At 68.5% G+C, this 25977-nt stretch carries 24 protein-coding genes and 4 pseudogenes; 14 read left to right on the top strand and 14 right to left on the bottom strand.

Annotation, left to right across the window (positions count from 1 at the left end; translation table 11 throughout):
* The first annotated feature begins 83 nt into the window (after positions 1–83).
* The 3 genes and pseudogenes from ABZ928_RS20615 to ABZ928_RS20605 all read left to right on the top strand — a co-directional run.
* Positions 84–647, top strand: coding sequence for a hypothetical protein (locus tag ABZ928_RS20615; protein ID WP_361520599.1), 564 nt, complete (start codon positions 84–86; stop codon positions 645–647).
* Positions 648–681: 34 nt separating this feature from the next.
* A pseudogene (locus tag ABZ928_RS20610) lies at positions 682–1419 on the top strand (radical SAM protein); the annotation flags it as partial.
* Positions 1420–1510: 91 nt separating this feature from the next.
* A pseudogene (locus ABZ928_RS20605) lies at positions 1511–1603 on the top strand (GNAT family N-acetyltransferase); the annotation flags it as partial.
* Here ABZ928_RS20605 and ABZ928_RS20600 read toward each other — a convergent pair.
* The 4 genes from ABZ928_RS20600 to ABZ928_RS20585 all read right to left on the bottom strand — a co-directional run bounded on the left by ABZ928_RS20600 (position 1584) and on the right by ABZ928_RS20585 (position 6222).
* The gene (locus tag ABZ928_RS20600) at positions 1584–2237 is read right to left on the bottom strand and encodes a hypothetical protein (RefSeq protein WP_361520761.1); all 654 of its coding nucleotides are present in this window, start codon (positions 2235–2237) and stop codon (positions 1584–1586) included. The pseudogene ABZ928_RS20605 and the gene ABZ928_RS20600 overlap by 20 nt on opposite strands.
* A gap of 296 nt (positions 2238–2533) precedes the next feature.
* On the bottom strand, positions 2534–2929 hold the full coding sequence (locus ABZ928_RS20595; protein WP_361520596.1) for a tetratricopeptide repeat protein: 396 nt from the start codon (positions 2927–2929) through the stop codon (positions 2534–2536).
* A 107-nt stretch (positions 2930–3036) separates the two neighbouring features.
* The gene (locus ABZ928_RS20590; RefSeq protein ID WP_361520593.1) at positions 3037–3822 is read right to left on the bottom strand and encodes a pentapeptide repeat-containing protein; all 786 of its coding nucleotides are present in this window, start codon (positions 3820–3822) and stop codon (positions 3037–3039) included.
* Positions 3823–3969: 147 nt separating this feature from the next.
* Complete coding sequence (locus ABZ928_RS20585; RefSeq protein ID WP_361520590.1) at positions 3970–6222, bottom strand: DUF2278 family protein; 2253 nt, start codon at positions 6220–6222, stop codon at positions 3970–3972.
* Between the two features lie 310 nt (positions 6223–6532).
* On the opposite strand from ABZ928_RS20585, the pseudogene ABZ928_RS20580 reads away from it, so the two are divergent.
* Positions 6533–6851 (top strand): annotated as a pseudogene (locus tag ABZ928_RS20580) (transposase); the annotation flags it as partial.
* A gap of 122 nt (positions 6852–6973) precedes the next feature.
* Here the strand turns inward: ABZ928_RS20580 and ABZ928_RS20575 are convergent.
* Positions 6974–7813 (bottom strand): IS5 family transposase, encoded by an 840-nt coding sequence (locus tag ABZ928_RS20575; RefSeq protein ID WP_361520587.1) that lies wholly within the window; start codon positions 7811–7813, stop codon positions 6974–6976.
* 280 nt (positions 7814–8093) lie between these two features.
* On the opposite strand from ABZ928_RS20575, the gene ABZ928_RS20570 reads away from it, so the two are divergent.
* On the top strand, positions 8094–8297 hold the full coding sequence (locus ABZ928_RS20570; RefSeq protein WP_361520584.1) for a hypothetical protein: 204 nt from the start codon (positions 8094–8096) through the stop codon (positions 8295–8297).
* Positions 8298–8435: 138 nt separating this feature from the next.
* On the opposite strand, the gene ABZ928_RS20565 is transcribed toward ABZ928_RS20570, so the two are convergent.
* On the bottom strand, positions 8436–9905 hold the full coding sequence (locus tag ABZ928_RS20565) for an amidase domain-containing protein (RefSeq protein WP_361520582.1): 1470 nt from the start codon (positions 9903–9905) through the stop codon (positions 8436–8438).
* The gene (locus ABZ928_RS20560; protein WP_361520579.1) at positions 9890–10417 is read right to left on the bottom strand and encodes a hypothetical protein; all 528 of its coding nucleotides are present in this window, start codon (positions 10415–10417) and stop codon (positions 9890–9892) included. Before ABZ928_RS20560 ends, ABZ928_RS20565 begins: the two co-directional genes overlap by 16 nt.
* Before the next feature lie 479 nt (positions 10418–10896).
* Here ABZ928_RS20560 and ABZ928_RS20555 point away from each other — a divergent pair, with 479 nt between their 5' ends.
* The 3 genes from ABZ928_RS20555 to ABZ928_RS20545 all read left to right on the top strand — a co-directional run bounded on the left by ABZ928_RS20555 (position 10897) and on the right by ABZ928_RS20545 (position 14923).
* Entirely contained in the window at positions 10897–12543 is a 1647-nt protein-coding gene (locus tag ABZ928_RS20555) for a helix-turn-helix domain-containing protein (protein ID WP_361520576.1), read from the top strand.
* A gap of 343 nt (positions 12544–12886) precedes the next feature.
* Complete coding sequence (locus tag ABZ928_RS20550) at positions 12887–13132, top strand: hypothetical protein (RefSeq protein WP_361520574.1); 246 nt, start codon at positions 12887–12889, stop codon at positions 13130–13132.
* A 138-nt stretch (positions 13133–13270) separates the two neighbouring features.
* Entirely contained in the window at positions 13271–14923 is a 1653-nt protein-coding gene (locus ABZ928_RS20545) for an ISL3 family transposase (RefSeq protein WP_361520571.1), read from the top strand.
* 85 nt (positions 14924–15008) lie between these two features.
* On the opposite strand, the gene ABZ928_RS20540 is transcribed toward ABZ928_RS20545, so the two are convergent.
* Together ABZ928_RS20540 and ABZ928_RS20535 are read right to left on the bottom strand one after the other, a co-directional pair.
* A complete protein-coding gene (locus ABZ928_RS20540; protein ID WP_361520568.1) occupies positions 15009–15263 on the bottom strand; it encodes a hypothetical protein in 255 nt (84 codons plus the stop codon).
* 101 nt (positions 15264–15364) lie between these two features.
* Positions 15365–15904 (bottom strand): AAA family ATPase, encoded by a 540-nt coding sequence (locus tag ABZ928_RS20535; RefSeq protein ID WP_361520755.1) that lies wholly within the window; start codon positions 15902–15904, stop codon positions 15365–15367.
* A 485-nt stretch (positions 15905–16389) separates the two neighbouring features.
* On the opposite strand from ABZ928_RS20535, the gene ABZ928_RS20530 reads away from it, so the two are divergent.
* Positions 16390–16527: a hypothetical protein gene (locus ABZ928_RS20530; protein WP_361520566.1), complete on the top strand. Its 138-nt coding sequence runs from the start codon at positions 16390–16392 to the stop codon at positions 16525–16527.
* A 328-nt stretch (positions 16528–16855) separates the two neighbouring features.
* Here the strand turns inward: ABZ928_RS20530 and ABZ928_RS20525 are convergent, their stop codons facing one another.
* Both ABZ928_RS20525 and ABZ928_RS20520 read right to left on the bottom strand, forming a co-directional pair.
* The gene (locus ABZ928_RS20525; RefSeq protein ID WP_361520564.1) at positions 16856–17386 is read right to left on the bottom strand and encodes a GNAT family N-acetyltransferase; all 531 of its coding nucleotides are present in this window, start codon (positions 17384–17386) and stop codon (positions 16856–16858) included.
* Complete coding sequence (locus ABZ928_RS20520) at positions 17371–18624, bottom strand: helix-turn-helix transcriptional regulator (RefSeq protein ID WP_361520561.1); 1254 nt, start codon at positions 18622–18624, stop codon at positions 17371–17373. Before ABZ928_RS20520 ends, ABZ928_RS20525 begins: the two co-directional genes overlap by 16 nt.
* A gap of 243 nt (positions 18625–18867) precedes the next feature.
* Here ABZ928_RS20520 and ABZ928_RS20515 point away from each other — a divergent pair, with 243 nt between their 5' ends.
* The 5 genes from ABZ928_RS20515 to ABZ928_RS20495 all read left to right on the top strand — a co-directional run bounded on the left by ABZ928_RS20515 (position 18868) and on the right by ABZ928_RS20495 (position 23346).
* Complete coding sequence (locus ABZ928_RS20515) at positions 18868–19431, top strand: ATP-binding protein (RefSeq protein WP_361520752.1); 564 nt, start codon at positions 18868–18870, stop codon at positions 19429–19431.
* Between the two features lie 342 nt (positions 19432–19773).
* The gene (gene rfbB / locus ABZ928_RS20510; protein WP_361520559.1) at positions 19774–20790 is read left to right on the top strand and encodes a dTDP-glucose 4,6-dehydratase; all 1017 of its coding nucleotides are present in this window, start codon (positions 19774–19776) and stop codon (positions 20788–20790) included.
* Positions 20791–20792: 2 nt separating this feature from the next.
* Positions 20793–21800: an ATP-grasp domain-containing protein gene (locus ABZ928_RS20505; RefSeq protein ID WP_361520557.1), complete on the top strand. Its 1008-nt coding sequence runs from the start codon at positions 20793–20795 to the stop codon at positions 21798–21800.
* Positions 21800–22930 carry a DegT/DnrJ/EryC1/StrS family aminotransferase gene (locus tag ABZ928_RS20500; protein WP_361520554.1) on the top strand — a complete coding sequence of 377 codons (1131 nt, stop codon included), beginning with the start codon at positions 21800–21802 and terminating at the stop codon, positions 22928–22930. Before ABZ928_RS20505 ends, ABZ928_RS20500 begins: the two co-directional genes overlap by 1 nt.
* A complete protein-coding gene (locus ABZ928_RS20495; protein ID WP_361520551.1) occupies positions 22927–23346 on the top strand; it encodes a low molecular weight protein-tyrosine-phosphatase in 420 nt (139 codons plus the stop codon). The genes ABZ928_RS20500 and ABZ928_RS20495 overlap by 4 nt, the downstream gene beginning before the upstream one ends.
* An 18-nt stretch (positions 23347–23364) precedes the next feature.
* On the opposite strand, the gene ABZ928_RS20490 is transcribed toward ABZ928_RS20495, so the two are convergent.
* From ABZ928_RS20490 to ABZ928_RS20480, 3 genes and pseudogenes are all read right to left on the bottom strand, one after another.
* Positions 23365–24534 carry a UDP-N-acetylglucosamine--N-acetylmuramyl-(pentapeptide) pyrophosphoryl-undecaprenol N-acetylglucosamine transferase gene (locus ABZ928_RS20490; protein ID WP_361520548.1) on the bottom strand — a complete coding sequence of 390 codons (1170 nt, stop codon included), beginning with the start codon at positions 24532–24534 and terminating at the stop codon, positions 23365–23367.
* A 224-nt stretch (positions 24535–24758) separates the two neighbouring features.
* Positions 24759–24953: pseudogene (locus tag ABZ928_RS20485) on the bottom strand (transposase); the annotation flags it as partial.
* Positions 24954–25199: 246 nt separating this feature from the next.
* Positions 25200–25751, bottom strand: a complete 552-nt coding sequence (locus ABZ928_RS20480; RefSeq protein ID WP_361520546.1) for a GNAT family N-acetyltransferase — start codon at positions 25749–25751, stop codon at positions 25200–25202.
* Positions 25752–25977: the final 226 nt, after the last annotated feature.

Here is a 25977-nt window from a genome sequence, read left to right as displayed (position 1 = left end):
TCACACAGTGTGTGAAGCGGCCAACGCGGCTCACGCCCCGTACACACTCCCGCACCGCTGCTCAGGGCCGCCAGCATCGCCACATGGAGAACATGCACGAAGCAACTGACCGGGCCCGGTTGCCCGTTGCGACAGAGCCCGGCGTGCTCGTGCACGCTGGGGACCGTCAGCTGGATGTGGAGCGCTGGCTTCTGTCGAGTCTCGTCCGCGAGGGGCGAGATCGCTCTCGCGTGGAGTGGCAAGAGCTCGGCGTGACTGTGCTGCCGCTCGGGGATCACCTGTCGGCTGTACGCATCCCCGGTGCACTGGTCCGCGCTGCGGTCCAGTGCGACGAGGGGTCCGCTGTTGGTGCTCGCCTTGCTGAACGTCTGCGTGGGCCGGTGATTCATGACCCCGGCTTTGACCGCTACTACGCCCTCGTCCCGACCAGCGCCGGCCCCGTGCGCGTACCGCCCGGTACGGAGTACCTAGGGGGCGGAACCTACCTGGGGGTACCGCGCACGGACCTGACGGCACTGGACAAGGGGACGCTGGCCTCGTACTGGTCGGCACCGATAACCAGGCCCGGCGCCCTGTGCGCGCTGGCCGACGTATGCGAGCTCGCGCTGCTCGGCCACATCCTCACCAACGAAGAGGCCGAGTCGTGACGCCTACCACCGAGGCCTCGTCGCTGTCGGCCGAATGCGCGGTCGCCCAACGGCCCGGATACCGACGCCTGCACCAAGACTGCCGCCAGACCAAGGACATACCGCTGCCCGGATATACGGGCGTGCTGATCCAACGCCGCTGCGGGTGCACCTGTCACGGCTACGTCGACAGGCCTGGCACCTGAACTCCCGCCCCGGGTCCCCCGCCATGGACAGGTCGAGCGCCCGGGGCGGGCCTCACACTCTCACCCACCACCAGGAGGCTCCGTTGACGACGGCCCTGTCCCCACAGACCACCAACTCGGCGCCGGCGGGCATCCGCTCGGTCGAGCGCTGCCAGCTGACGTGCGATCACTGCTGCACCAGCTCCGGCCCCACAGCATCCGCCGGCGCGATGACCCGCCAGGACTGGGAGCAGGTCATCACCGACGTCGCCGAACTCGGCATTCCCGCCGTGCAGTTCATCGGTGGCGAGCCGACCCTCGCCCCTTACCTGCCGCAGTACATCGGCCATGCCCTGGGCCTCGGTCTGAGGGTGGAGGTGTACTCCAACCTCACCCACGTCCGGCCCGCCCTGTGGGCGGCGTTCCAGCAGCCCGGCGTGTGCCTGGCCACCAGCTACTACAGCGACCAGGCCGGCCAACACAAGCAGATCACCAACGGCCTGGGCAGCTACCAGCGCACCCGCGCCAACATCGCCGAAGCCGTATACCGCGGCATCCCGCTGCGCGTCGGCATCGTCGAGGTCCTGCCAGGGCAGCGCGTCGACCACGCCCAGGAGGAACTGCGCCACCTGGGCGTGACGGCCATCAACGTCGACCGGGTCCGCAAGGTGGGCCGCGCCGCCGACCCGCAGGCTGGACCTCGGCTTCACGATCCTGGGCACGGTTCCGGACGCGTTCGAGCATCCGCGGCACGGGCTGGTGGGGCTGCACATCATGGACCGGGCCCTGTAGGTGGCACCGCACCCCGATCGCCGAGCCGCCCCATGGCTGGGCCGGGCGGCAACAGCCAGTCGTCGGCGACGCGTTGCTCGCACAGGGAGGCCAGGCAGGCGGCGATCGGCATGGCACGGTTCTGCCGCAACCTGACCGCGGCCTGTCGGATCCTGCCCGGCACCCCGCCGCACATCTCGGCCAGTTGGTGCAGGGCCTCGGGCTCCCGGTCCGGTCTTGACTCGGTCGGGTCACCCATGCAGATCAGGGCGGTGAGCAGTTCGACGCGGACCTTGTCGGGAAGCACGCCCAGCACGAGCCCGTGGGCGTCGAGGCCGTCGCAGCTCCCACGGGTGGTGACGAGCATCCGGTGCCGGTCGTCGGCGGGCAGCAGTTGCTCCACTCCGTGGACGTGCGCGGCATTGTCGAGCAGGACGAGGGCGGCTCCCGGCCGCTGACGCATGAGGCTCTGGTAGTGACCACGCCGTGCCGCGGGCTCTTCGGGCAGCTCCAGATCATGCAGCCCGAGGTAGTTGAGGAGCACCCCGAAGGCACGGCTGTCGGACAGCGGTTCCGCCTCCTGACCGCACAGGTCGACGTAGAACACGCCGCCCGGGAAGCGGTCCCGCTCCTTGGCCAGATGTGCGGCAGCCAAGCGCCAGCGCCGACTTTCCGATGCCAGGCGGTCCGGCGACGATGTTCGCCCTCAGGTCGAGCGGCTCCTCGGCCCCTGAGGTCGGGCACAGCACGCTCAGCAGGCTGCCCAGTTCGTCGTCGCGTCCCAGGAACATGACCGGCCCGGCGGGCAGTGAGTCGTCGGCGACACGGTCGGCCCGGGAGTGGAAGTGCACAGCCGTGCCCGTGACCGGTCCGATGAACCGGGATCCGCGGAAGTCGATGTGGTCCCGGTCGTTGCGGAGTGGGTTGGCGTCTCCCCAGATGGCTGCCACGTCATTCACCACCCCGGGCCCAGCCCCGCGCCTCGGCCGCCTCGGCCGCCTCGGCGGGCGCGTCCGCCTGGCAGAACGCCTCGGCGGCGCGTGCCCAGCACGCGCGGGCTGCTCCGAGTTCGGCACGGGAGCGGTGGACCAAGGCCAGGTTGTGCAGGGCGACTCCGGCCTGGTACCAGTCCCCGGATTCCTCCCGCAGATCACGGACCGTGACGAACGCGGAGCGTGCCTCGTCCACGCGGCCCGCTTGCTGGAGGGCGATGCCGAGGTCGTTCCAGACCGTTGCCTCGTGGTCGCGGTTGCTGAGTTCCTGGTACAGGTCGCGTGCGCGGGAGTGGGCGACGACGGCCTCGTCCGTGCGCCCCGCCTGACGCAGGGCGATGCTGACGGCGGCCACCAGAAATTCCCCACGTACGGCCAGATGCGAATCTAACCCTCTGTGATCATTCGCAGGACTGGGGTCTGGCGTGAGGGCTCGTACACGAAGGGCGAGTTCACTTGGCGTCAGCTCTGTGGGGCCGGAGCACGACGGGGCGTGGGGGATGTGTCGATGCCGATGGCCCCGGTGAGGTCCGCGCCGGTGAGATCCGCATCGGTGAGTGTGGTGCCCGTCAGGTTGGCGTTCCTCAAGCTGGCATCCGCGAACGTCGTGTGCGAGAGGTCGCAGCCGGTGAGGTTGGCTCCGTCGAGGTTGGACCCGGCGAAGCAGAACCCGCTCAGGTCGTGGTCGATCAACTCGGCGCCGCGCAGATCGACCTTCTCCAGCTCGATGCTGTCTCCCGGCAGAACCATGCTGCGCCGGCTCAGCGCCGCAATGGCCCCGCCGACGTCATCGCGCAGGCCCCCGGTGTAGCGCGGCCGTTCCACGTCCACCTCACCGGGCGGACGGGTCGGCGGCCAGGGGGCCTGCTGCCGGACGAAGGAGGCCAGCAGCGCCGCCACATGACCGCGGTAGTGCGGCGCCGCGTCGGCGATCTGCTCCATGGCGTACACGCCGCCGTGCCGCACCGACACCTTCTCGCTCGACAGGTGCTCGATGGCCCGCGCGAACAGGTCGATGAACTGCCCCTCCCGGCTCACGCGGATCTGGCGCAGGGTCAGCACCGCACCCAGCCCGATGCCGCCCAGCGCGACCAAGCCCGCCGCGCCCTGCAGAAGCACCACGCGTACGTCGTTCACCGCTTTCAGCCAGTCGACAGCCGAAAGCTGGGACCCGCCGTGGACACCGATGTCGTGCCGCACGATCCACGCGGGCGCGAACGCCACGCCCCAGCCCAGCAGCACGCCCATCCCCACCGTCATCACCACTGCCAGCCACGCAGTCCGCCGCATGCCCGAAGCATGAAGGCCATGCCCAACTGCTGACAAGGATGGACCGGGCTGACCATGCACAGTATCGATCACTCGTTGTGACATTCGCGGCCAGATAGCTCCCCGCTAAATGGCCGCCGGTGGGGAATCTGATCTGGCCACCAACACGATGCCTAGGTTGTGCCAGGCCCTAGCCTCCCCGTCCTGGTTCCGCTCCCTGTGGTGGTGGTCCCGGCACTTCTCCAGGGCGGTGACCGCCTCCGGCACGTCTCCCCGTCGCAGCCAGGCGAGCCCGAGGGTTTCCAGGGCGCGATTCTCCCCCGCGCTGTCGCCGATCCTCCGCGCGGCGTGGAGGGCGACCGTCCCTACGGCAATCGCGTCCTGCAGGTGGCCCCGCAGCAGCAGGTACTCACCGAGGCTCAGGGCGAGGCCGACGGCGGGCGGCAGGCCCGGGCCGCGCTCTTCCTCTGCCCACTGTGCACTGGCGACGAGGTTGGGACGCTCGGCGTCGAGTCGGTGCAGCATCCGTGCGCCGGCGGGGCTGGATGCCGGGCTTCCGCCCAGGGCTCGTATCGCCGCCGAGACCTGTTGCGCGTAGAACCGGATCAGCCTGTGGCGGGCCTCGGCGGTCTCGGACGCGTCGACGGCGAGCGTCCGCGACGTGTTGTTCCGCACGACAGTGTGGAGGCGCCAGCGATCGTCGTCGCCTTCGGCATCGCGCACCGGAGCTACGAACGCCGCAGTGGCCAGCCCGTTCAGCGCAGCACGGGCCCGGCTCACCGGGAGCCCGGACAGGACTGCGGCGGCTTCCGTGCAGGTCTCGGGCCCCGGCGCCGTAGTCAACACGCGGAGCATCCCGGCCTGTTCGCCCGGCAGGGCGCGGTATGCGCGGACGATCAGATCCCGAAAACCGGTCCCCTGCGCCTCGACGACGACCCGGAGTTCATGGACCAGCGATGCGACACCGCGACCGGGGTCACGGCGCAGGATGGCGGCGGCGATGCACAGCGCCAGTGGGTTCCCCCCGCACAGGGACCCGAGTTCACGCACCGCACGAGGTTCTTCACGAGCACGTGCGTCATCAGGGTCGCCCAGTCGCAGTACGTCGGTGAGCAAATCCACTGCCGAGTCCTCGGCCAGAGGCTCCAGCTGGACGAGCCGCGCGGGCAGCTCCGCGAGCGGGCTGCGCGTGGTGACGAGCACCCGGTGTTCCTCGCTGCCCGGGAGCAGCGGACTGACCTGCCGCGCGTCCAACGCGTTGTCCAGCAGCACCATGGTGCGCCCGCTCCGCCGTGCCAGCAGCGTCCGGTACAGGGCGTAGCGGGCGACCGGGTCGGCGGGTACGTCCGGCTCGGGTGCTCCCAGGGCGTCGAGCAGAGCGAGCACGGCCTGGTCGGAGGTGACTTCGGCCCCGCTGTCCCCTTGCAGGTCGACGAAGAGCGTGCCGCCCGGGAAGTCCCCGGCGCGCACTGCCCGGTGGGCGGCGTGCAGGGCGAGGGCGGTCTTGCCGCTGCCCGGTGGACCGGAAATGACACAGACCCGGACGGAGGGATCCGGCCCGGAGGCGGCATCCAGTACGGACCGCACACCGGCCAACTCCGCCTCGCGGCCGACGAATACGGGCTGCTCCTCCGGCAGGTCCGTGGTGACCATGGGCAGTCGCAGGCCTGCGATCGGCGCACGCGCCCGCCGCCGGTCGCGCACCAGCACCTCGGCGCCAGCATCCAGGGCGTGGCCGGTGATGTAGTCCGTGTTCCAGCTCTGACTGCGGAATGCGAGGAAGAAGCCAACCCAGCGGTCCTCGCCAGGAAAGTGGATGAGCAGAGCGCCGTCCTGGCACACGCCGTCGTCGCTGCGGAAGCGACGACTGTTGCCCTGGTTCATGTGGATGTCGTGGACGCCGTCGGCGGGCAGGAAGCCGAAGACCTCGTCCTTCCCCCTGAACTGCGGGCCCCAGCGCTGGCCGAAGACGTAGAGTCGGGCCCCGGGGTCGTGCACGGCGTGCTGCACATAGTTGTCGAGGACGTCGGCGAGCGGGTTCTGGAACGACGCGGCGTCCAGCGGCAACGGGCGCAGCAGGGCGGGGTCGATCAGATCGCCGCGGACGAAGTCCAGAACGGGTCCGCCGGATCCGCCCGAGAGGTTGGTCCACCCGCTGCGCAGGCCGGTCAGTTCGGCCGTGACGGGATGCCAGAAGTCCTCGATGACCAGGTGAAGCAGTTCCGAGGGAGATTCCTGCGACAGGACGTCGACCACGGCGCGATAGTGCCGCCCGGCGTCGTCGACCAGGTGGATCTGGTAGTGCGGGGTGTCGACGGCGCCCTCGCGCCGGAAACCGACCGCCCGCGCGACGAGCACGCCGTAGCTCTTGAGCGGCATGAGGGCCAACTCCCCCCAGGGGCAGGCATGGTGCTGCCCCGCCCATGAGAGACAGGGTAGTGGGGAAGCCGCCGCGCGGCGCCGGTCTTACGGCCTTCCGCGCCCCGGCGCGAATGTGGTGGTCCTCAGCCGAGGTCAGCCGTCCGTCGCCAGGGTCGCAGCTCCTGCAACTGCTCCGCCAGCGCCAGCAGATCGCCTCCGCGCCCGGGCGGCCCACCAGCCGTACGGCGCAGGGGGCGCCGGAGGGGAGGGTGGTGAACCGGAGGGGAGGGTGGTGAAGGGGACGGACATGGCGGGCCAGCACCGCCACCCGTCGGCCTGCGTGATCGACGCCCAGAGCGTGAAGACCTCCACCTCCGTGCCCGCCCGGACGCAGGGCATCGACGCCGGCAAGACGATCGCGGGCCGCAAGCGCAGCATCATCACCGACACCCTCGGCCTGCTGCTGGCGGTGCTGGTCACCGCGGCCGGCGTCCAGGACTCCACCGCCGGCCGCACCCTCCTCGAGCACGCCGCCACCCTCGGCATCGACCTCGAAATCGTCCAACGCACCCCCCGGGACCAGGGGCTTCACCCCGATCCCGAAACGCTGGGCGGTCGAGCGAACCTACGGCTGGCTGATGCTGCACCACCACGCTTGGGATCGACGACCAGTGCAGTCCCAGTCGCCTGGTCCCATCCTTCTACGCGCACCATGCGACCGATCTCGGTGTCAGTGGGCGTTTGATCTAGGCGGATTGACACTTATGCCCTAGTAGGTTCCTCGCCAGGTTGGCGTGGTCTCGTCCGTTATGCGCTTGGCAAGGTTGTCGATCGACGCAACGTGGATCATGGCTTCGGAGCTGGCGGCGAGGGTCTCGTAGTCGCGGGCGAGGCGCCGGTGCATCATGATCCACCCGATGCTCCGCTCCACCACCCAGCGCCTTTTCACGACGCGAAATCCGCGAACTCCTGGGTTCCTGTTGACGACTTCGACGTCGATTCCGAGCTTCGCTCCGTGCTCGACAACGGCGTTCTTGAATCCGGTGTCGACCCAGCTCTTGGAGATGGTCGGATACGTTTCCTTCGCCTGGTCGAGAAGACGTATTCCCAGGGCGTTCTCGTGGAGGCCGGCGGCGGTGACGGTCACAGCGAGGATGAGGCCGAGCGTGTCGGTCAGGATGCCGCGCTTGCGGCCTACGATCTTCTTGGCGGCATCGGTTCCCTGACTGGTCACGGGCACGTTGGTGGAGGTCTTCACGCTCTGGGTGTCGATGACGGAGGCCGTGGGTTCGGGCTTGCGCTCCTCCTTCACGCGGGCCAATCCCGTGAGGTCGTAGTTGAGTTGACTGAAGATTCCCTCGTCGCGCCAGGCCGCATAGTAGAAGTAGACGGTGCCGTGGCCCGGGAAGTCGTGCGGCAGGTATTTCCAGGGGATTCCGGTGCGGTTCAGGTAGAGAATCGCGTCGAACACGTCGCGGAGTTCGACTTTGGGTGGCTGGCCGGTGGGCCTGCGGTCGAGCCGGGCTTTGCGCCAGGCCGTCAACGTCGGCTCGATCAGGGCCCATCGGGCGTCGGACAGGTCGCTGGGGTACGGCTTCCGCTGGCTCACGCGGTAGCGTGATCATGGACCACACCGGAAGTTGTTGTTCCGCCGCCTTTCAGGCGTTTCCGTGGTCTTTTCGAACCAGACGAACTTCAGTGCGCAACCTTGGATGAGACGGACAGCCGAGTTCGCAGCTCCTGGAGGCTCTATAGCCGCCTATCCACCCATACACCTCAAAATATGACACGGACGAAAGCCTCTTACCGGTCCTGACCTGCGTAAACGCCCTCTCAGATCGTCGGCGCTCGCATCACCACCACCCCGCTACCGCCACCCCCCTGGGCCCATGCGTGCGACTCGTAAGGTCCCCAAGGACGGCGTCACCATGGTCGCCAACCAACGTCTGCGCGTCGGGGCCTCGCACGCCGGCAAGACCGTCACCATCGTCATCGAAGACACCGTCTTCCGCGTCCTCGACGGCGACATCGAACTGTCCGTGCACCCGCGCAGGACCACCGGACCGATCCTGGGCTTCCGCCCCTGTTGGTGAGCCCAACCTCCAACGTCACAGACTCGACAACCATGTCCTGAGACCGTCAAGGATGTTGTGGTGCCAAACTGTCCAAGATCACCTGGGACCTCACACCACCGGGGAGATCAAAGTTTCCGTTGACACAGGGCGCGGCGGTCAGTCGCTGAAGGTGTCATAGAGGCGGACTGGGTAGTAGACGGCGGTGCGGCCCTGGCCGCCATAGCCGGTGCCGGGATCCGCCTCGGGCTCAGGCGAGGTGGCGATCTTCATACCGATACTCAGCGGCAGGTTGTACCGGTTCGGGGAGTTCTGGGAATAAGTCGGCTCGGTGAAGCCCATGCTGGTGTACGTCCCAGTGATGATCATGGCGTGGTCGATGGTGCCGTCGGCGACCTTGTTCGGATCCCAGTCGGCGAACAGCAGGTCACCGGGCTCGAGCTCCCACACGTCTTGGCTGCCGGGGTCGGTGACGTCCTCCGGCGGCCAGGCCACCTTGTTCTCTCCCCGCCCGCTCAGGACGGCGAAGCCGCGCAGCCAGTCGGCGTAGATCCACGATTTGGACTGGGCGTAGATCGGTCCGGTGAGGTTGTCGTCCCAGTTAAGGGGGTTACTGGCGTTGAAGCCCCCGGTCTTGGTCCAGCCGCCCGCATAGAGGGCCTGGGAGACGAAGTTCGCACAGTTCGTGCCACCCAGGTCGTCGTAGTCGGGATTGCGCACGTCGTCGTAGACCCACTCCATGCCGTCGAAGTACATGGTCTTGGACCACTTCTTCGCGTACGCGACCGCGGCACCCCGGTCGTAGGTGTGCTCCGCCAGCACACCCACTGGCTTGTCTGCCGCCGGGCTTGTACTCCCGGCAGCGGCGGTGTCCGCACTGCCGGAAGTCGGTGCGGCGGCGGAGGGGGTTGGCGCGTAGGACACATCCGTGATGGTCCATGTCCGCTTCTCGCGCTCAAGAGTCACGACGTAGGTGTCGCTCAGACTCGACTCGCCCAGGTTCGCGTCGTTCCAGGTCATCGCCGTGCCTGAGGTGATCGTCACGGACGCGGTGCGGCCTTTGAATTTCACCTTCGCATCGTCGGCGAAGCCGGTGGCCACCTCGGTCGCCCGCAGCCCGTTGTCGTCTTCGGCTTCGGCCGCAAGCGTGGCGGGCCCGGCCGCGAAAGCCGTCGGCTGCGCGGCTACTTGAGCGCCTTCTGTCTTGATCGCCGCGAGCGCGGCCGCCGAGGACTGCGTGTCCTTCCAGCCCTCGTCCCGGGCGGCGAGGTACTCCCGCACCAGATCCAGAACGACACGCTTGTGGCCGCCCAGAGTCACCGACATGTCCAGGAACCGCTTGCCTCCAAGGCGAACGCCGACGTCGACTCCGGTGCCGGAGAGGGCGGAGGCCGGCGCGGCCGGCAGGACCAACGCGGTGGCTAAGCCAAGTGTGATGGTGATGCGCCGTCTGCGGGATTTCATGATGTGGTGTCCTCTCTTCATCAATTCGCCGCGGGGCCAGGGGAACGGAGACAGACAGGACACCGGGCAGCCCGGTAAACGTCGCGGATTCCCCCGTCGAAGCGCGCGCCGGCCTCGCGTGTTGCGGCGAGGCCGGCGGCGATCCGGGTTCAGCTGTCGGTCCACCAGTAGCGCTTCTGGCCGTCGGAGGCGTAGGAGTTGCTCTTGTCGCCGATGTCGGCGCACCAGGTGTAGCCCGAGGTCTTGGCGCAGGCCCGCATGTAGCGGTTCTTCACATCGTCGCTGCTGTGGATGTACCGCTTGCTGGTGATGGTCTGCCCGTCCTCGTCCGAGGTCGCGTAGCCGCAGGACTTCCAGGTCTTGCCCTTGTCGTGGCTGATGTTGACCCAGACTTTGTCGCCCTTCTTGGTCTTCTCCAGCCGCCCGGCCGAGCGGTCGTAGAACTTCCCGGTCATCAGCTTGAGCACCCGGCTGTGCTTCTTGGTCACGCCGTCGTTGTACTTGTCGGTGTCCTTGCCCTTGTAGCTGACGATCTCGCCGACACCAAAGGTCGAGTAGGAGTTGTATGTGCAGGACGCGGCGTCGGCCGCGTGCGTCAGGCCACCGGTTCCTATGACGGACAGCATCGTGACGGATGCCGCCGTGCCTGCGGTGAGCATGCTCCGGCCAAGCTTCATTCTTGATCCCCCTGTGTGCGGGTGGGCGCACCCGTGGTACGCCCGATTTGTCAATGCCAGCAAGCGAGTTCAGCGCGACTGAAGAGGAAGCCGGTGTCGGTGATCGTGGCACCGCCCCCTCTCCGTTCTGTCGTGTGTCCGCGCCGGACACGTGTTCCGGTGCGTTCCCCGTCCCCGTCCCCGTGTCCGAAGGTTTGTGTGCCGGTGCGCCAGCCGGCGCACGGCGGTCCGTACGCAGGTGAGACGTCAGTGTGCGGACCGGTGTGATGCCGATGTGTCGTGACAGCGAGATCAACTGTGCTGTTCCGCCCCGGCCGAGGGCCAGTGATCTCGCATTCCACATCGGCGTGGGATGCGCGCCACCCCGCTGACCTGGCATGTTGCAGACGGAATGGGACGCGCGTGAAATGCTGTGCCGGGAGCTGCAGGCAGACGCCACGGGGGTGGGGAGCTTGGACGGGCCATCGGGGTCCCAGGAGTTGGCCAGCATTCTGGCAGGGCTGAAGGAGCGTAGTGGTCTCAGCTACCAGGAGCTGGGGCGGCGGGTCTTCACGAGCAGTTCGACCCTTCACCGGTACTGCAACGGCAAGGGGACGCCGGGGAGCTACGACCTCGTCGTCCGCATCGCCAAGGAGTGCGGGGCCGACGCGGAGGAACTCAACACACTCCTGCGGTGCTGGAGGGCTGCGGCGGGGCAGGAGCAGGATCCCGGTTCAGTGTCTGCAGCGGTGAATCTCGGCCCGCCCTCCAGCGTCAGTACCGACGCCGCCGGGGCGTCCGTCAGCGCCGTTCCCGATGGTCCGGCAGCCAGGCGGCGTCCCCTGGGAATGAGATTCGTCCTCGGCGCCGTCATGGCCCTTGTTGTTCTCTGTACCGCCGTCGCCAGCACCCGGTACGAGGCCACACCGGCGGCGGCCGTGCCCACGCCGGTCGGGGCGACGAGCTGGGCGCAGGAGCCGAGGTCCGTCGATGCGGAACTGTTCGGCGTGACGATGAACAGCTCCAGCGGCGCCATGCCCTCCTTCCGGACCGGCGCGCTGAGGCTGTGGGACAGCGAGACCCGATGGGCCCAAGTGGAACCCGTACGCGGGGAGTACGACTGGTCCACGCTCGACCGGCTGCTCGATGGCGCCGAACGGGAGGGCCTGCCCACGTTGTTCGTGTTCGGCGGTACGCCCGCCTGGGCGGCCCCGGACGCCCGGAAGGCCGCGTATCCGGACGGTTCCCGAGCCGCACCACCGGACGATCTCGACGACTGGGACGCCTTCGTGCACGCTCTCGTCCGGCACGCGGGGGCCCGAATCGATGCGTACGAACTGTGGGTCATGGCCAACCATGCGCACCACTACAACGGCAGCGTCACGACACTCGTCGAGATGACCCGGCGGGCAAGCCTCATCATCCGGGAAGCCGACAGGAACGCGACCGTGGTGTGCCCCTCGATCACCAACCTGTGGGCGGCCGAAGCACACAAGTACCTGCTGCGGTTCGCCGAACTGGGCGGCTACCAGTACTGCGACGCAGCAGGAATCAAGCTGTACCAGCGGCAGATCAGCGATCCCCCGGAAACCATGCTGGAGGCAGTGCGCAAGGTCGACCGGACATTCCAGCGAGCGGGGTACCACCTGCCGCTGTGGAGCACCGGCACCACGCAGAGCGTGACACTGAACGATCCGCTGGACGAAGAAACAGCAGCCGACCACGCGGTCCGCTTCTACCTGACGGGCCTGTACGCCCGGAACTGGAACCTGGAGCGCATGTACTTCTACGCATGGGGCAACAGCAAGCTACCCCTGGTCCTCCAGGCCGAGGGCCAACCACCCACCAAGGCAGGCCTGTTCGTCGCCCGCCTCCAGCAGTGGCTGGCCCACGCAGACCTCCGCTCCTGCGGCCACGGCCTCCCCATCGCCCTGCCCGAGAACGTCTGGCAATGCGAATTCCTCATCCCCGATGAACGAGGCACTCCCCGTACGGCCCGCATCCGCTGGACCCACGCAGGCACGGCCGACACCCGCGTCGGTGCCGGCGCCCGCACTGCCGAGTACCTGGACGGCACCGCGCGCGAGGTCGACCCCGACGACACCCTGCCCGTCACGGAACGACCGATACTGATCCGCTACAGCTGACTGGAAAGTCGTCGGCGTACCCTCCGGCATACAGATCCAGACCGACACCGGCTCCTACACAGTGGAGGCGAGGCGATCTGTAGCCACTGCGGAGGTAGCCGGGCCGGAGACCGGCGGGAGACCGCCCGGCTCCGCACCCCGCATCCTTGAAATGCTGCGCCCGCCCCCCAACCCGGCACGCCAGTACCTGCTGATCACCGCGTACAAGTCAACCTCGGGTTTCAGCACCGTTGACACCCCCGCCGACCGACACGCGGTCCCGAAACCCACCGACAGACCCAGGCCGTCAGGTGACCAGTTGCTGTGTCATGGAGCTGCGGGTGGGGCTGTGATTACTCCAGGCTTGCGCCAAGGTGATGGCTGGGAGCGGTTCGACGTGCTGCTCCTGGACACGGCGCGCAGCGTCAACGAGATCCTCACCGGAATCTCCCGCTTCCGCACGGCGTCCATGCGCTGCCGGCAGGAAGACAGACTCCTGAACGGGATCACCGACCTCTACGCGGGCCTGGGGCACCTCGAACGCCTACAGACCAACACCCCGACCCCAACCGCCCCTTCCAGCGAGGCGCCACCCGCCGCACCCCCATGACCCTCGGGGCTGCCGACGCGCGAAGACCGCGGCGTCGTTCTCAGGGATAGCGCGATCGTGTCGCGACGACTCACCCGGAACGGCTGTGGGCCGGGATGATGGGGCTCTCTGAAAATGGTTCTGACCGCAGTTCCGTGAATGCCCAGGTCAGGGGCGGCATGCAGGAACGTTCATCTGTGGGACATCCTCCGCATGGGGGTCGAATCGTTCGCTGATGTGCTGTTTTCCGGTTTCGATGTGCGGTTGACGCGCGTCGCCGAGGCCGCCGAGGGGCTGGTCGTCGAGGCGGTCGCGTGTGGGCCGCCACCGCGTTGTCCGGGGTGTAACTCGCAGGCATCGAGGGTGCATTCGTCATACGAGCGGGGCCTGGCCGGGCTGCCGGTGAACGGGCGAGGTCTGACCGTGCGGTTACGGGTCCGGCGGTTCTTCTGCGACCGCGGCCGGTGTCCGCGGCGGACGTTCGTCGAGCAGGTCGCCCAGCTCAGCGAGCGGTACCGCCGCTCCAGCCTCGGACTGAAGCAGTGGCAGCACGCGGTTGCGGTCGAGCTCGATGGCCGTCCCGGTCAACGGCTGTGCCGGCGGCTGCGGTTGAAGGCGGGCCGGACCCGGCTGCTGGGCCTGCTCACGGAGCCGACTGTCCCAGAATGGGCGCCGCGCGTCCTCGGTGTCGACGACTTCGCCTTCCGCAAGGGAAAGCGGTACGGCACGCTGCTCGTCGACGTCGAATCCGGCCGCGTCGTCGACGTCCTGCCCGACCGCGAGTGCGACACCTTCTCCGCCTGGCTCACCGAACATCCTGGCGCCGAGATCATTTGCAGGGACCGTGCCACGGCTTACAGCAAGGCCATCAAGGAGGCCGCCCCGGACGCTCTGGAGGTCGCCGACAGGTGGCACCTGCTGCAGAACCTCGGCGCGGCCGTGGAGAAGACCTGCCACCAACACCGTTCCTGCCTGCGGAAACACGCGGAAGAGGAGACCGAGGTGCCGGTGACGGCAACCGTCACGATCACCGAGCTGGCGCCCGCTGAACTGCCCCGCACCCAGATCATCGAGCGGACCCGCCAGCGTCACGCCGACGTCCTCCGGCTCGTGGACGCCGGCTGGACCATCAGCGCCATCGCCCGCCGCCTCCACCTGGACCGCAAGACCGTACGCCGCTTCCGCGACACCGACCTCGACATCCTCCTCGCCTCCGCCCGCGACCGACGCCCCACCGGCGTCCTCGCCCCGTTCAAGGCATACGCCACCGCCCGCTTCACCGACACCGGCGGCAGCGTCACCGCCCCCCAGGTCCTCGCCGAGATCCGCGCACAGGGCTACCGCGGCAGCGTCCAAGCCATCCGCAAACACTTCGCCGCCCTCCGCGACGGCACCGCCGAACCCGTCCGCGCCGACACCCCCAGCCCCCGGAAGATCACCTCGTGGATCATGTGCCGCCGGGAAGACCTCAGCACAAAGGACGACGAACGACTCCTCCAAGTCCGGCTCGCCTGCCCGGACATCACCCGGGCCTGCGACCTCGCCCGCACCTTCCACGACCTGGTCACATGCCGCCGGGGGCACCTGCTGATGGACTGGATCCGCCAGGCCGAACAGGACGCTCCAGCACCCGTTCGCAGCTTCGCCGGGTTCCTCCGCCAGGACCTCGACGCCGTCACGGCCGGCCTCACCCTGGAATGGAACTCCGGCGTCGTCGAGGGCAACGTGAACCGAGTGAAAACGATCAAGAGGAGCATGTACAACCGGGCATCCTTCCGGCTCCTCCGGATCCGCATCCTCACCCGACCATGAGCTTCACGAAACTACGGCCAGAACCATTTTCAGAGAGCCCCATCAGGGACGGAGTGTCAGACTCCGTCCCGGCCCACAGCCGTGTTCAGTCCTTGATCTTCAGGGGCGGGCCGAGACGGATCTCGGCGACGCACCGCAGGTCCTGCTGGTAGTCGGTCTTGCCCTGCCGGCAGCGGAAGCGGCAGCCGGACAGGTCCTCGGTGACCTTGCCCGTGACCCGGAAGCGGGCCAGGTGGTACACGTCCGCCTCGCTGTGCGGCTTCACCTCGACCCGCTGACCGGTGTAGTCGTGGAATTTGGCGATGCCGTGCATGCCGTGCTTCCCTCTGGCCTCGCCCATCAGGGCGATCCACACCCGTCTGCACTGCTCTGACCTGCGCCAACGCACGAGCCGGACCTGGGCATGGCAGATAGCGCAGCAGCCGCGCCCGCGGTCAGCGGTCAACGGTCAACCGGGGATACCTGGTCCAGGCCGGTGTCGCGCAGGATCCGCTGGACCGTCTCGTCCAGGGTGCTCGCGGCGTCGATGACGCTCTCCATTCCGCCGGGCAGCAGGTCGCGTTCCCGGAACCAGTCACGCAGATGCTGCTCGGTGACCTGCGCGAGGTACTGCGGATCGGGTTTGGTGGCGTGCCGGGCCAGCGTCTCCTCAAACGGGATGTCCAGGTAGTAGCACCGTGTGACGCCCCGGTGCTCACGCACCAGGTCCTGCAGCATGTCGCCGTAGCGGTCCGCGTACAGGATGCCCTCCACGACCACGTGGAAGCCGTGGTCCAGGGCGTACCGGGCGACCGAGCCGATCAGACCGATGTTCGCCGCTCCCGGTCTGTCGCGCTCACGCAGCACGGTGCGCCGGAGATTGTCCTGCCCGACGACGGCCAGGTTCCGTCCGAACTTCTCGCGCACACCGGCCGCAATGGACGACTTCCCCGACGCGCTGTTGCCGCGCAACACGACCAGTCTCGTTTCCTCGGTTCCCACCACCTCCAGCACGTTACCGACGCCCGGGCACCGCCGAGGACGTCACATCTCCACCGACAGCCGCTCGTCGCTCTCCGTACACCGAGGTCACCCGTACCGGTGGCCGCTACGCACGTCGGAATCATCGACATCACCACAGGCGACACAGTGAATCGAAGCGCCGCACCCTGCTCCTCCCCGCCGCCAGCACACTGCTCATCTCAGGCTGCGTCAGCGTCCCGCCCACGGCCACGCCCCGACCGGACCAGCACGACGCAGCGGCCCCCGCCTCCCCGTCGCCGCTCCCCTCGTGCAGGCATCCGCCCCAACCGGCAACACACACCTCGTCCGCACCGAACCGCGCAAACAGCACCGTGAACACGGCACCTCTCCGAGCCACATCACCGGCCCGCCTCCCCCGCAAGACCCGAGGTGCCGGCGCGTCGAGCAGCACGGCCCGATCGGTCGGCGCGGTCGGCGGCGCCTTCTCGGCGTGAGGCGCCGCAGTGCCTCGCGCCGAGCACCGTCTGCCGGCCGGGCCGGGTGCGGCGTACGACCCGGCCATGGTGTGCGGGTGGGCGCAGGACAGCGGCATGGGCTCGGCCGTCATCGACGCGTGCCGCTCCCAGCTGGGTCAACACTGACCAGGGCAAGCCAGTGCGTTGCCCCTTCGACGGTCGTTTCACGTGGTGCTCGTTCTGGCGGCCATCGCGAAGCATCATGGAGGGATGCGCATGTTCGACGTGCTTCAGCGGGGTGGTTGGGCTTGGCCGACAAGTCCTCCTCCCACCGTTCCTCCTGCCGGACCGCCGTCGTTTCATTGCCCGCAGTGCAAGCGGACGGCGCCCGACGGGCGTGCGGTCTGCGGATCGTGCGGCTTCCGCCTGGTCGAGGAGGACCGGTGAAGCCTGCCGAAAACCTCACCTGGTGAGTCGGCGGTGGCAGATGAGGGCTGCGGGTTGTTGATCCGTCTCAGGCCCGAAGATCCTTGACCATGACCGCGTACACCGGGGAGTCGGCGAACGGCTGCTGCTCGCCGGCCTTCGCATAACCCCATGTCTCGTAGAGTTCCTGCACCTTGGGGTGGGTGACGTCGACCAGCAAGACGGCGAGGTCTTCCGTGCGCTCCTTCAACAGGGCCTCGTGCAGCCGCTCCGAGACCCCCTGCTTGCGCCACCGGGGGCGCACCATCACCTCCGACACGGCATAGGTAGACGAGTAGCCACCCGCCGGCTCGTAGTCTGTCGAGCGCCACCACTCCCGGCCGGGCGCGAGCGGGGCGCCGTACGCGAAGCCGACAGGTTCGTCCTTGTCGTAGGCGACGACGCAGGAGAAGCCCTCCATGGCGGTCCAGTGGTCGACGAACCAGGCGAAGCGCTGGTGGAAAGGGTCCTCCATCTGGTCCGCGTAGGCGTCGGCGTGTACGTCGGTGAGCATCTGCCGGAAGCCGTCGGGGAGGCTACCGTGCTGGAAGTGACGCAGCTCAATCACGCTCGGCTCCATTCGGTTCGCATGCGCTCTGCCCAGTCTCGTGCGTAGGACGCGGAAGGGGACAGGGCGAACAGGCCACGGTGGAAGTCGCCGATCAGAGTGCGCATCCGGCCGGGCAGCGCGTCTCCGTCCATGATGGTGAAGACGTCTGCGGCTGTCACCGTGGCTTGTTCAGCATCGCCCTGCTGCAGCTGGGCGAGGGCGAGCTGGGCTGTGGCCAGTGCCCTGTTGCGTCTGAAGACTGTGGGGATCTTGGCAAGGGCGCGGTGCGCCATGGCTTCCGCGTGCGTGTGGTGCCCGCTGTGGTAGTGGACGATCGCGGCGAGGTGGTCGAGTTCGGCCTGGCCGTAGAAAGCCGTCCAGCGGGGACGCTCTTGGTCCGGAACCTTGGTGAAGGCATCCTGAGCAGAGCCAAGCGAACGCATGGCGGCGTGGCCGTCGCCGAGGGCTGCGTAGGCGAGAGCGGCGCGGACACGGCCCAGGGAGTCGAAGAACGGGTCGCGGCGGGCGGCTGAAGAAGCTTGCGCGGCCTGAGCGGCGGCGAGGGCTTCGGGCCAGTTCTGGCGCTGGTAGGCGAGCATGGACAGGTTGACCCACACCCGCATTTCGGTGGGACCGTCCTGGGAGAGGCCGGCGTAGGTCGCTGACTCGTTGAGGTGCCGTTGCGCCTGGCCGAGGTTGCGGGCGTCGATGCACGACCAGGCCGCGATGGTGGAGTACTCGGCGGCCAGCGCATACAGGGCGCGGCGGACACGTTCGCCGGCGTTGCGCTGCTGCAACTCCAGGACGCTGTCGCGGCCCTTCGTCGCCGCTCTCTCCAACTCCGTATGACCGCCTTGGCGGTCGTCGGTCGCCACCAGGATGTTCATCCCGGCGGCGGCCCGCGCCACATCCGACATGCCGACCATGCGGCGCTGAGCGACCAGGGGAACCGCGGCGGCCACGGTCCCGGTGGCCGAGGCGATGAAAGTGCGACGCCGCACAGGGTCCTCCTGTGGATGGTGCATGGTGCGTGGTGGGCTGAACCCTAAGTCCTGGACGGAGCAGCCGAACACCCGCTCCAGGGCAGCACAGGTACGGCCGATGGGGCGGCGGGACGTTCCGTTGAGCAGGTTGCGGACCGCGCGGGCCGAGACGTCGCCGGGTCTGCCGGTGATCTCTGCCAGCGCGGTGTTCATCCGACCAGCCAATTCGTCCTGGGTGAGCCCGAGTTCCTCCATCCGGCGTTTGAGCACGGCGTTCGCTGCCATGGCATCGACGGTAAACCGGTGGGCACTGGCCGCACCAGACTCCAGGTCACGGGAGGGCAAAGTCTTCCGGTCCAAGGCGGTTGGTGGGAGCACGACCTTTCCTGTTCCTCATGGGGCCCAGGTCGTTGACTCGGTATCAGCTCGTCGGGGTCCTGCTTTCCCTTCCTCGACGGCTGGAGGAGAGCCCGCCCCGGCGCCCTCGTCGTCGGGGCGGGCGCCCATCCCGGAGGGATACCCGTGACCATGATCGCTGCCCGACTTACCCCATCCGGCGCCCGCAGGTACAGCGAGACGCTTGTGTGCGAGCCGGCATCCGCTCGCCGCGCCCGCCTGCTCGTCTCGGCCGCTGTGAACGCATGGGGTATGAGCGAGATGTCTGAGGCGGGCGTGCAGATCGTTGCTGAACTTGTCAACAACGCCGTCGAGCACACCCGGTGCCGCACCGTACGCGTTCTGGTCACACGCACGACCGAGTGCAGGGTGCGCATCGCAGTCGCCGACACCTGCCGCGACACACCAGCGATGGACAGACCCGATGGCGAGGCTGAGGGCGGACGCGGCCTGCTTCTGGTCGATGCCCTCAGCTCCAGATGGGGCTACGACCGCAACCCCTGGGGCAAAGTCGTCTGGGCCGAGTTGGAGGTGCCACCAACCGCAGAGCATCAGTTCGCCGTGGCGTTATCCCTTGACGCCAGGACATCGCGGCGCGAGGGAGACGACGCTCCGCCTGGCTCAGCACCACCGTCCGGTTCACACGCGCCCTGCCCACACACGGCTGAACCGAGTGCGCCGAGGCCGCCGCGATGAGGGTCCCCAACCACGCCCAAACTGCCCGGCCCAGCCGCACGCGGCAAAGGCGGGCCACGCCGAAGGCCTGGACATCACCGTCGGCTTCGACAAACCGAGGATCTCATCGCCCCCTGGCGGCGCGAGGGCGCTCTCAATCAAGGGTTCAGAGGCGTCTGATCGTCCCGGCTCCAACGCGGGGCTCGTCTCCGGCGAGGCTCGCGCGGGAGTCCGCCGCAAGACCTCAGGGCCTCCTCGGGCGTTGCCCGCAGAACCTCGCGCCGTGCGGAGCAAGCTTCTTTCCTCCCGGAGCCCTCCGCCCTCCCTGCTCAGGCCATCACTCGACCGAGATTGGTCAGGCCCATGGAAAAGATCCTGGTTACCGGCGGCGCCGGTTTCATCGGCTCGCACTTCGCCGCACGGATGCTGGCGTGCGGCGACATCGCCGAGGTGACCGTCCTCGATGCGCTTACCTACGCCGGGCACAAGGAGAACCTGGCACCCGTCCTCACATCACCCAAGCTCAGCTTCGTACGCGGCAATATCCTTGACCAGCACCTGGTGGACGAACTGGTGCAGCGACACGACGCGGTGGTGCATTTCGCGGCCGAGTCGCACGTCGATCGCTCGTTCCTCGAGGCGGGCACGTTCCTGACCACCAATGTCCTGGGTACGCACACGCTCCTTGATGCCGCCCGTCGCCACGGCGTGAGCAAGTTCGTGCACGTTTCCACCGACGAGGTGTACGGGCCGATGCCGACGGGGTGCGCCACAGAACAGTGCGCGCTCAACCCGACGGTGCCCTACGCCGCGTCGAAGGCCGCCAGCGACCTCTTGGCCCTCTCCGCCTTCCTCACCGACGGCGTCCCAGTGTGCGTGACCCGCTCCTCCAACCAGTACGGGCCGCAGCAGCACCCCGAGAAGATCATCCCGCTGTTCATCACGAACCTGCTCAAGGGCGCGCCGGTCACCCTCCACGGTCAGGGCCAGCACGTGCGGAACTGGCTCCACGTCCAGGACAACTGCGCAGGCATCGAACTCGTCCTGCGGCGGGGCATCCCCGGCGAGATCTACAACATCGGCGGCGGCACCGACCAGACCAGCAGGGAACTGACCGGTCATCTCCTCCGGCTCTGCGGAGCCGACTGGAATGCGGTGACGTACGTCCCGGACCGCAAGAGCAACGACGTTCGCTACGCCATGGACTGGTCCAAAGCGCGTGGCGACCTCGGCTACCAGCCCGCATGGTCGCTGATGGACGGTCTTGCGCAGACCGTCGAGTGGTACCGGGCCCACCCTGAGCGCTGGGCGCCCGCATCGCGAGACGCAGACGCACCGATGGCGGCGCTCAGCATCACCGACACCGTGGAGAAGAAGTGAGCATGATCTCCAACATGCGCATTGTGGTGACCGGAACTGGCGGGGCTCCGGGTTTCGACCTCGCCCGTCACCTGATGGGGCTCGGCTGCCACGTGATCGCCTCCGATGCCAACCCGCTGGCCTGTGGCCTGGTGCTGGACGGCGTGACGCCCTGCCTCCTGCCGTCCAGCAACGACCCGCACTTCGGGGTACGCCTCTTGGACGTATGCCGACGGCTGCGGCCAGAGGCGCTGATATCGACGATCGAGTGGGAACTGCCTGCGCTCATCGCGCAGCGCGAGGTACTGGCCGACCTGGGAGTGCGGACATGGCTTCCCGATGCCGGCACGGTGACCGTGACCGGGGACAAGGCCGCCTTCCACTCCGTGCTCACCGCGCGCGGCATCCCCACCCCCGCCACATGGCTGCCGCACCAGCTCGACGCTGTCGCGGTGCCCGGCCCGTTTGTCGTCAAGCCGCGACGCGGCCACGGCAGCCAGAACGTTCACGTGTGCCGCACCGGCGCGCAAGCAGCCGTGCTGTGTGAACTCGTCCCCGACGCCATCGTCCAAGAACACGTTCTCGGGCAGGAGTTCACGGCCGACTGCCTCGTCGACCGTACGGGCAGCGCCTCCGTCATCCTTCGCCACCGCCTCCTGGTGAAGGCCGGGCTGTCCGTGGTGGGGCGCACCTTCCACGACGGCGAGGCTGCCGAACTCGTCAAGCGCGCCCTGGACGCCGTCGGCGTGGTCGGCCCGTGCTGCGTCCAGGGCTTCCTGTGCGAGTCCGGCGGTGTGACGGTGACGGAGGTGAACGCCCGCTTCGCCGGCGGGTTCCCCCTCGCCGTCGCGGCGGGCGCCGACCTCGTCGAGCAGACCCTCAAGGGGCTCGTCGAGCTCCCGGTCGACCACTCCAGGCTCGCCTACAAGCCGGATGTGTACCTCACCAAGTGCTTCGAGACCGTGGCTACCGGCGTCTGGCCGCCACCAGCCCTCAGCGGCCTCGACGAATCCGCTGGAGGAGCATCCTGATGGGTTCCGTGCCGCTCCAGGTGAGTATGAACGCCCGTCCGTACCTGCACGGGCCAGAGACCGAGGCACTGACCGACGCTCTCCAGGGGGGCCAGTACGGGCACAGCGCTATCGTCGAGCAGTTCGAGCAGGCTGTCGCCGCCTACCTCGGCGTTCCCGACATGGTCGCGGTTGCCTCCGGAACTGCCGCGCTGCACCTGGCCCTCACGGCCGCAGGGGTTGGCCCCGGCCACGAGGTGATCGTTCCCTCGCAGACGTTCTGCGCGACCATCCACGCGATCGTCGCCACCGGCGCACACCCCCGGTTCGTCGAGATCAATCCGGACACCCTGTGCACCGACGCCGCCAGTGTCCGCGACGCGTTCACCCCCAACACCCGCGCCGTCGTTCCCGTCCTCTACGGGGGCCGCGCGGTTGATCTCTCCAGTCTTCACGCCGAGCTCACGCGGCGGCGCATCACGATCGTCGAGGACGCCGCCCATGCCTTCGGCTCCCACTGCCAAGACACCTTCGTCGGGGCACGGCCGGACATCCTGACCTGCTTCTCCTTCGGCCCCATCAAGAACCTGACCTGCGGTACGGGCGGCGGCATCATCCCCCGCACTCCGGCAGAAGCCCAGGAACTGCGCACCATGCGCGCCCTGGGAATCATGCAGAGCCAGACACGACGCGCCGCCACCACCTCCTACACCGTCAAGGGGTTCGGGCTGCGGGCCACCATGTCCGCGCTGAACGCCGCCATCGGCCTCGCGCAGTTGCAGCACTTTGACGAGGTCGCGGCCCAACGGCAGGAGCTGTGGCGCACCTACGCGGACGGTCTGCACGCCCTCGACGGCGTCCGCCTGGTCGACGTCGACATCGACCGCACCGTCCCCTTCAACTGCGTCATCCACCTCGCCGACCGCGACCGCGTGTTCGAGGCGCTCCGCGGCAGCGGACTGGGAGTCGGCGTGCACTATCCGCCCAACCACGACCAGCCGGCTTTCCATCGGTGGCACCGGCCGCTGCCGATCACCGAGACGTCCGCACGGCGGCTCATGAGCCTGCCCTTCCACCCCGCCATGAACCAAGACGACGTCCACTACGTCATCTCCGCCCTCACCCATGCCCTCGAAACGGAGACCCCGTGAAGAACATCCTGACCGTCTGCCTCGGCAACATCTGCCGCTCCCCCTACGCCGCCATCGTCCTCCAGTACGGTGGAGGCCCGGCCGTGGACGCCTGCTCGGCAGGCCTGCGCGACAAGTGGGCGGGCCGGCCCGCCCACGAGGAGATGCTCGAGCTCGCCGCCGCCCGCGGCTTCGACCTCACCGGCCACCGCGCCACGCAGGTCACGACGGAGCTGATGGAGTGGGCCGATGTCGTCCTCGCCATGGATCACAAGGTCCTCGACGAACTGCGCAGTCAGGCCGATCCCACCGTCTTCGGCAAGATGGCCCTCTACCTCGACGACCAGGACGTCCCGGACCCGTACGGCGGCACGAAGGACGGCTTCGCGCACGCCGCCGACCTCATCGAGCAGGGCGCCCACCGCCACCTGCCGTGATCGCGCGTGGCGGCCCGGCTACCTGTCGGCCGCGGCCAGCACCACATCGACCAGGCGCTCCGCGGCGTCCGGCCGCCCGTGCGCACGCGCGCGCTCGGCCATCGCCGCGCGCTGCCCGGGATCCGTCAGCAGCGGCGCCACCGCAGCCCGCAGCTGCTCGGGCGTCACCTCGCCCGTCAGCGCGACAGCCGCCCCGGCATCCGCCAGGTGCCGGGCGTTGTGGACCTGCTCGTTGCCCGCCGAGGTGGCCAAGGGCACGAACACGGCCGGTTTGCCCAGCGCGGTCAGCTCCGCGATCGTCCCCGCACCGCTGCGGGAGATCACCACATCGGCCAGCGCGAACACATTCGGCAGCTCGGCCCCCATGTAGCCGGCCAGGTGATAGCGCGCCGCACTCGCCGCGGGCAACTGCGCCGTCTCACGGCGCAGTTCGTCGACGTTGCCGGGACCGCACTGGTGGACCACATTGGCGTGCCCCAGCAGCCACGGCAGCACATCCCGCACCAGATGGTTGACCTGCTGCGAGCCCTGCGCGCCGCCGGTGACATACACGGTCGGCAGCCGCCCGTCGAAGCCGTGCAGACCCAGCGCATGGACGGCCTTCTGCGCCTGGCCGGTGAAGACCTCCGGCCGCACCGGGTTGCCGGTGACCACCGCCGCAGCGCGCACGCTCTCGGGCAGCAGCGGGAGCGTGGACGGCGAGGACACCGCGATCCGGGTCGCGGCGCCGGCCAGCGTCCGATTCGCCAGCCCCAGCCGCACCGTCTGCTCATGCACCACCAGGGGAACGCGGCACAGTCGCGTGGCCGCCACACCGACCGGGACCGCCACATAGCCGCCCGTCGCCAGCACCACGTCCGGACCGAACGCGGTGACCGCCTTCCTGGCCTGGAGCACGCCGAGCGGAACACGGCTCATGTCGGCGATGTTCGCCGGGGACACCAGCTTGATGGGATTCTTCGACCGGCGGATCTTGCCCACCGCAACCGACTCGAACCTGATCCCCTCCCCCACCGCGACCCTGGACTCCAGACTGTCCGCCTCCCCCACCCACACCACATCCAGCCCGGCCCCACGCGAGGCCAGACGAGACTGCAGCGTGCGCACCGCGGTCAGCGCCGGATACGTGTGACCGCCCGTCCCGCCTCCCGTCACCATCAACCGAAACCGGCGGTGATCGCTGTTCATGCTGCTCCAGTCACTTTGAAGCGGGCCGCGGCCAAGCCCGCCCGCCACTGCGGCTCAAGACCTTGGCACCCGAGCCTCCCACAACCACACACAACGACGCGCCCAACCAGCCACGGACAGCCGCCCCGCCGCCCGGTGCCCACGACTCACCCAGACACCAAGGGCGCAAGGCCACCCACATCGGCGGGAAGCACGCGCGCCTGGACCGCCTGATCGTCCCGGCAGGAGATCCCGCCCGCGACCAGATACCGGATCGCGTCCAACATCTGACGGTGGCAGTAGCCTTCCGGCTGCCCGCCCCGCCCCTTCAGCCAGGCCGGCACCGGCAGCAACGGCCGGATGGCTGCCCACTCGGCGTCCGTCATGTCCGACGGATACCGCCGCAGCCGATCGGGATGATCGGACGCGTTCCCGTACACGTGCGCGAGGCAATCACACGATCGAGAGCCCGAGTTGAGAACAGCGGGCGTGAGCGCGTACAACTGCGACAACAGGGCCTCCTGGTACTGCTCGGTTCGGTTCGCACCTCCGAGCTACCAAGGGGCCCTGCCCTCATGCGCCGACCGCCAGAAGATCACCCCAGCGAGAGACCTGTTCGACTCGCACGTTCCATGATTGGTTGAGATACGGCTTCTTACGGGCTCAGAGCATCGCCGACCCCGTCTTCAGGGTTCTGTCTCTGCCTGGGTGTCAATGCGCCAAACCACCGTGACCCCCGCCTCGCCGGGGGCTTGCGGACCCTCTGGTTCCCTCACCCGCTCCGCCTCGGTAAACCCGAGCCGACGCGCGACCGCGCCACTGGCGGGATTGGCCTCATCGTGACGGATCTCGATCCGATGGACACCGGGGATCCTCTTCCCCGCGCCCACCAGTGCCGCAGCGGCCATAGTCGCGAATCCTTTGCCCGTCTCTGCAGGATGGAGCCAGTAGCCGATGTCCCACGCGCCTGGACCGACTTGACGGAGCCCGCAACTGCCGATCACCTCTCCCCCTGAAGTGATCGCATACCGGAAGTCCGAGCAGGCCTTCCACCCCCTCTCACTGCGCGCCATAAACTCCTCGTACAACTCGCGGCCATGATCCTCCACCCACGGCATCCACGGTCGCAGGTGATCGAGTGACTCACTGGCCACCTGGCACAAGGTCTCAAGGTCGTCCTCGCGCCAGCGACGCAGCTCGACGTCGCCGCAGCGGAGGAACTCGGGCGGTTGCTCCATGGGCGGCATGCTGCCTCAACCCGCAGATGCACGCCATCACAGTCCGTCAGAAGCAGCGTCTGCGACCAATCCCGGCAGGCAGCCGCGACGTTTACGCAAGACCACGTACCGCAGGACGCGCGCGCTCTTGGCAACCGTGTGGCGTTGTACAGGGGAACGGCGCCGAGCCCGACCGTGATCGAGGCTTCGGGTCCGGGGGTGGGGAGCATGGACGGCGTCTCCGTGA

Origin of the sequence: Streptomyces sp. NPDC046909 (genome assembly GCF_040644695.1) — a bacterium.
In the GTDB taxonomy this organism is placed as follows: Bacteria; Actinomycetota; Actinomycetes; order Streptomycetales; family Streptomycetaceae; genus Streptomyces.
This window is presented reverse-complemented; position numbering and strand designations above follow the sequence as displayed.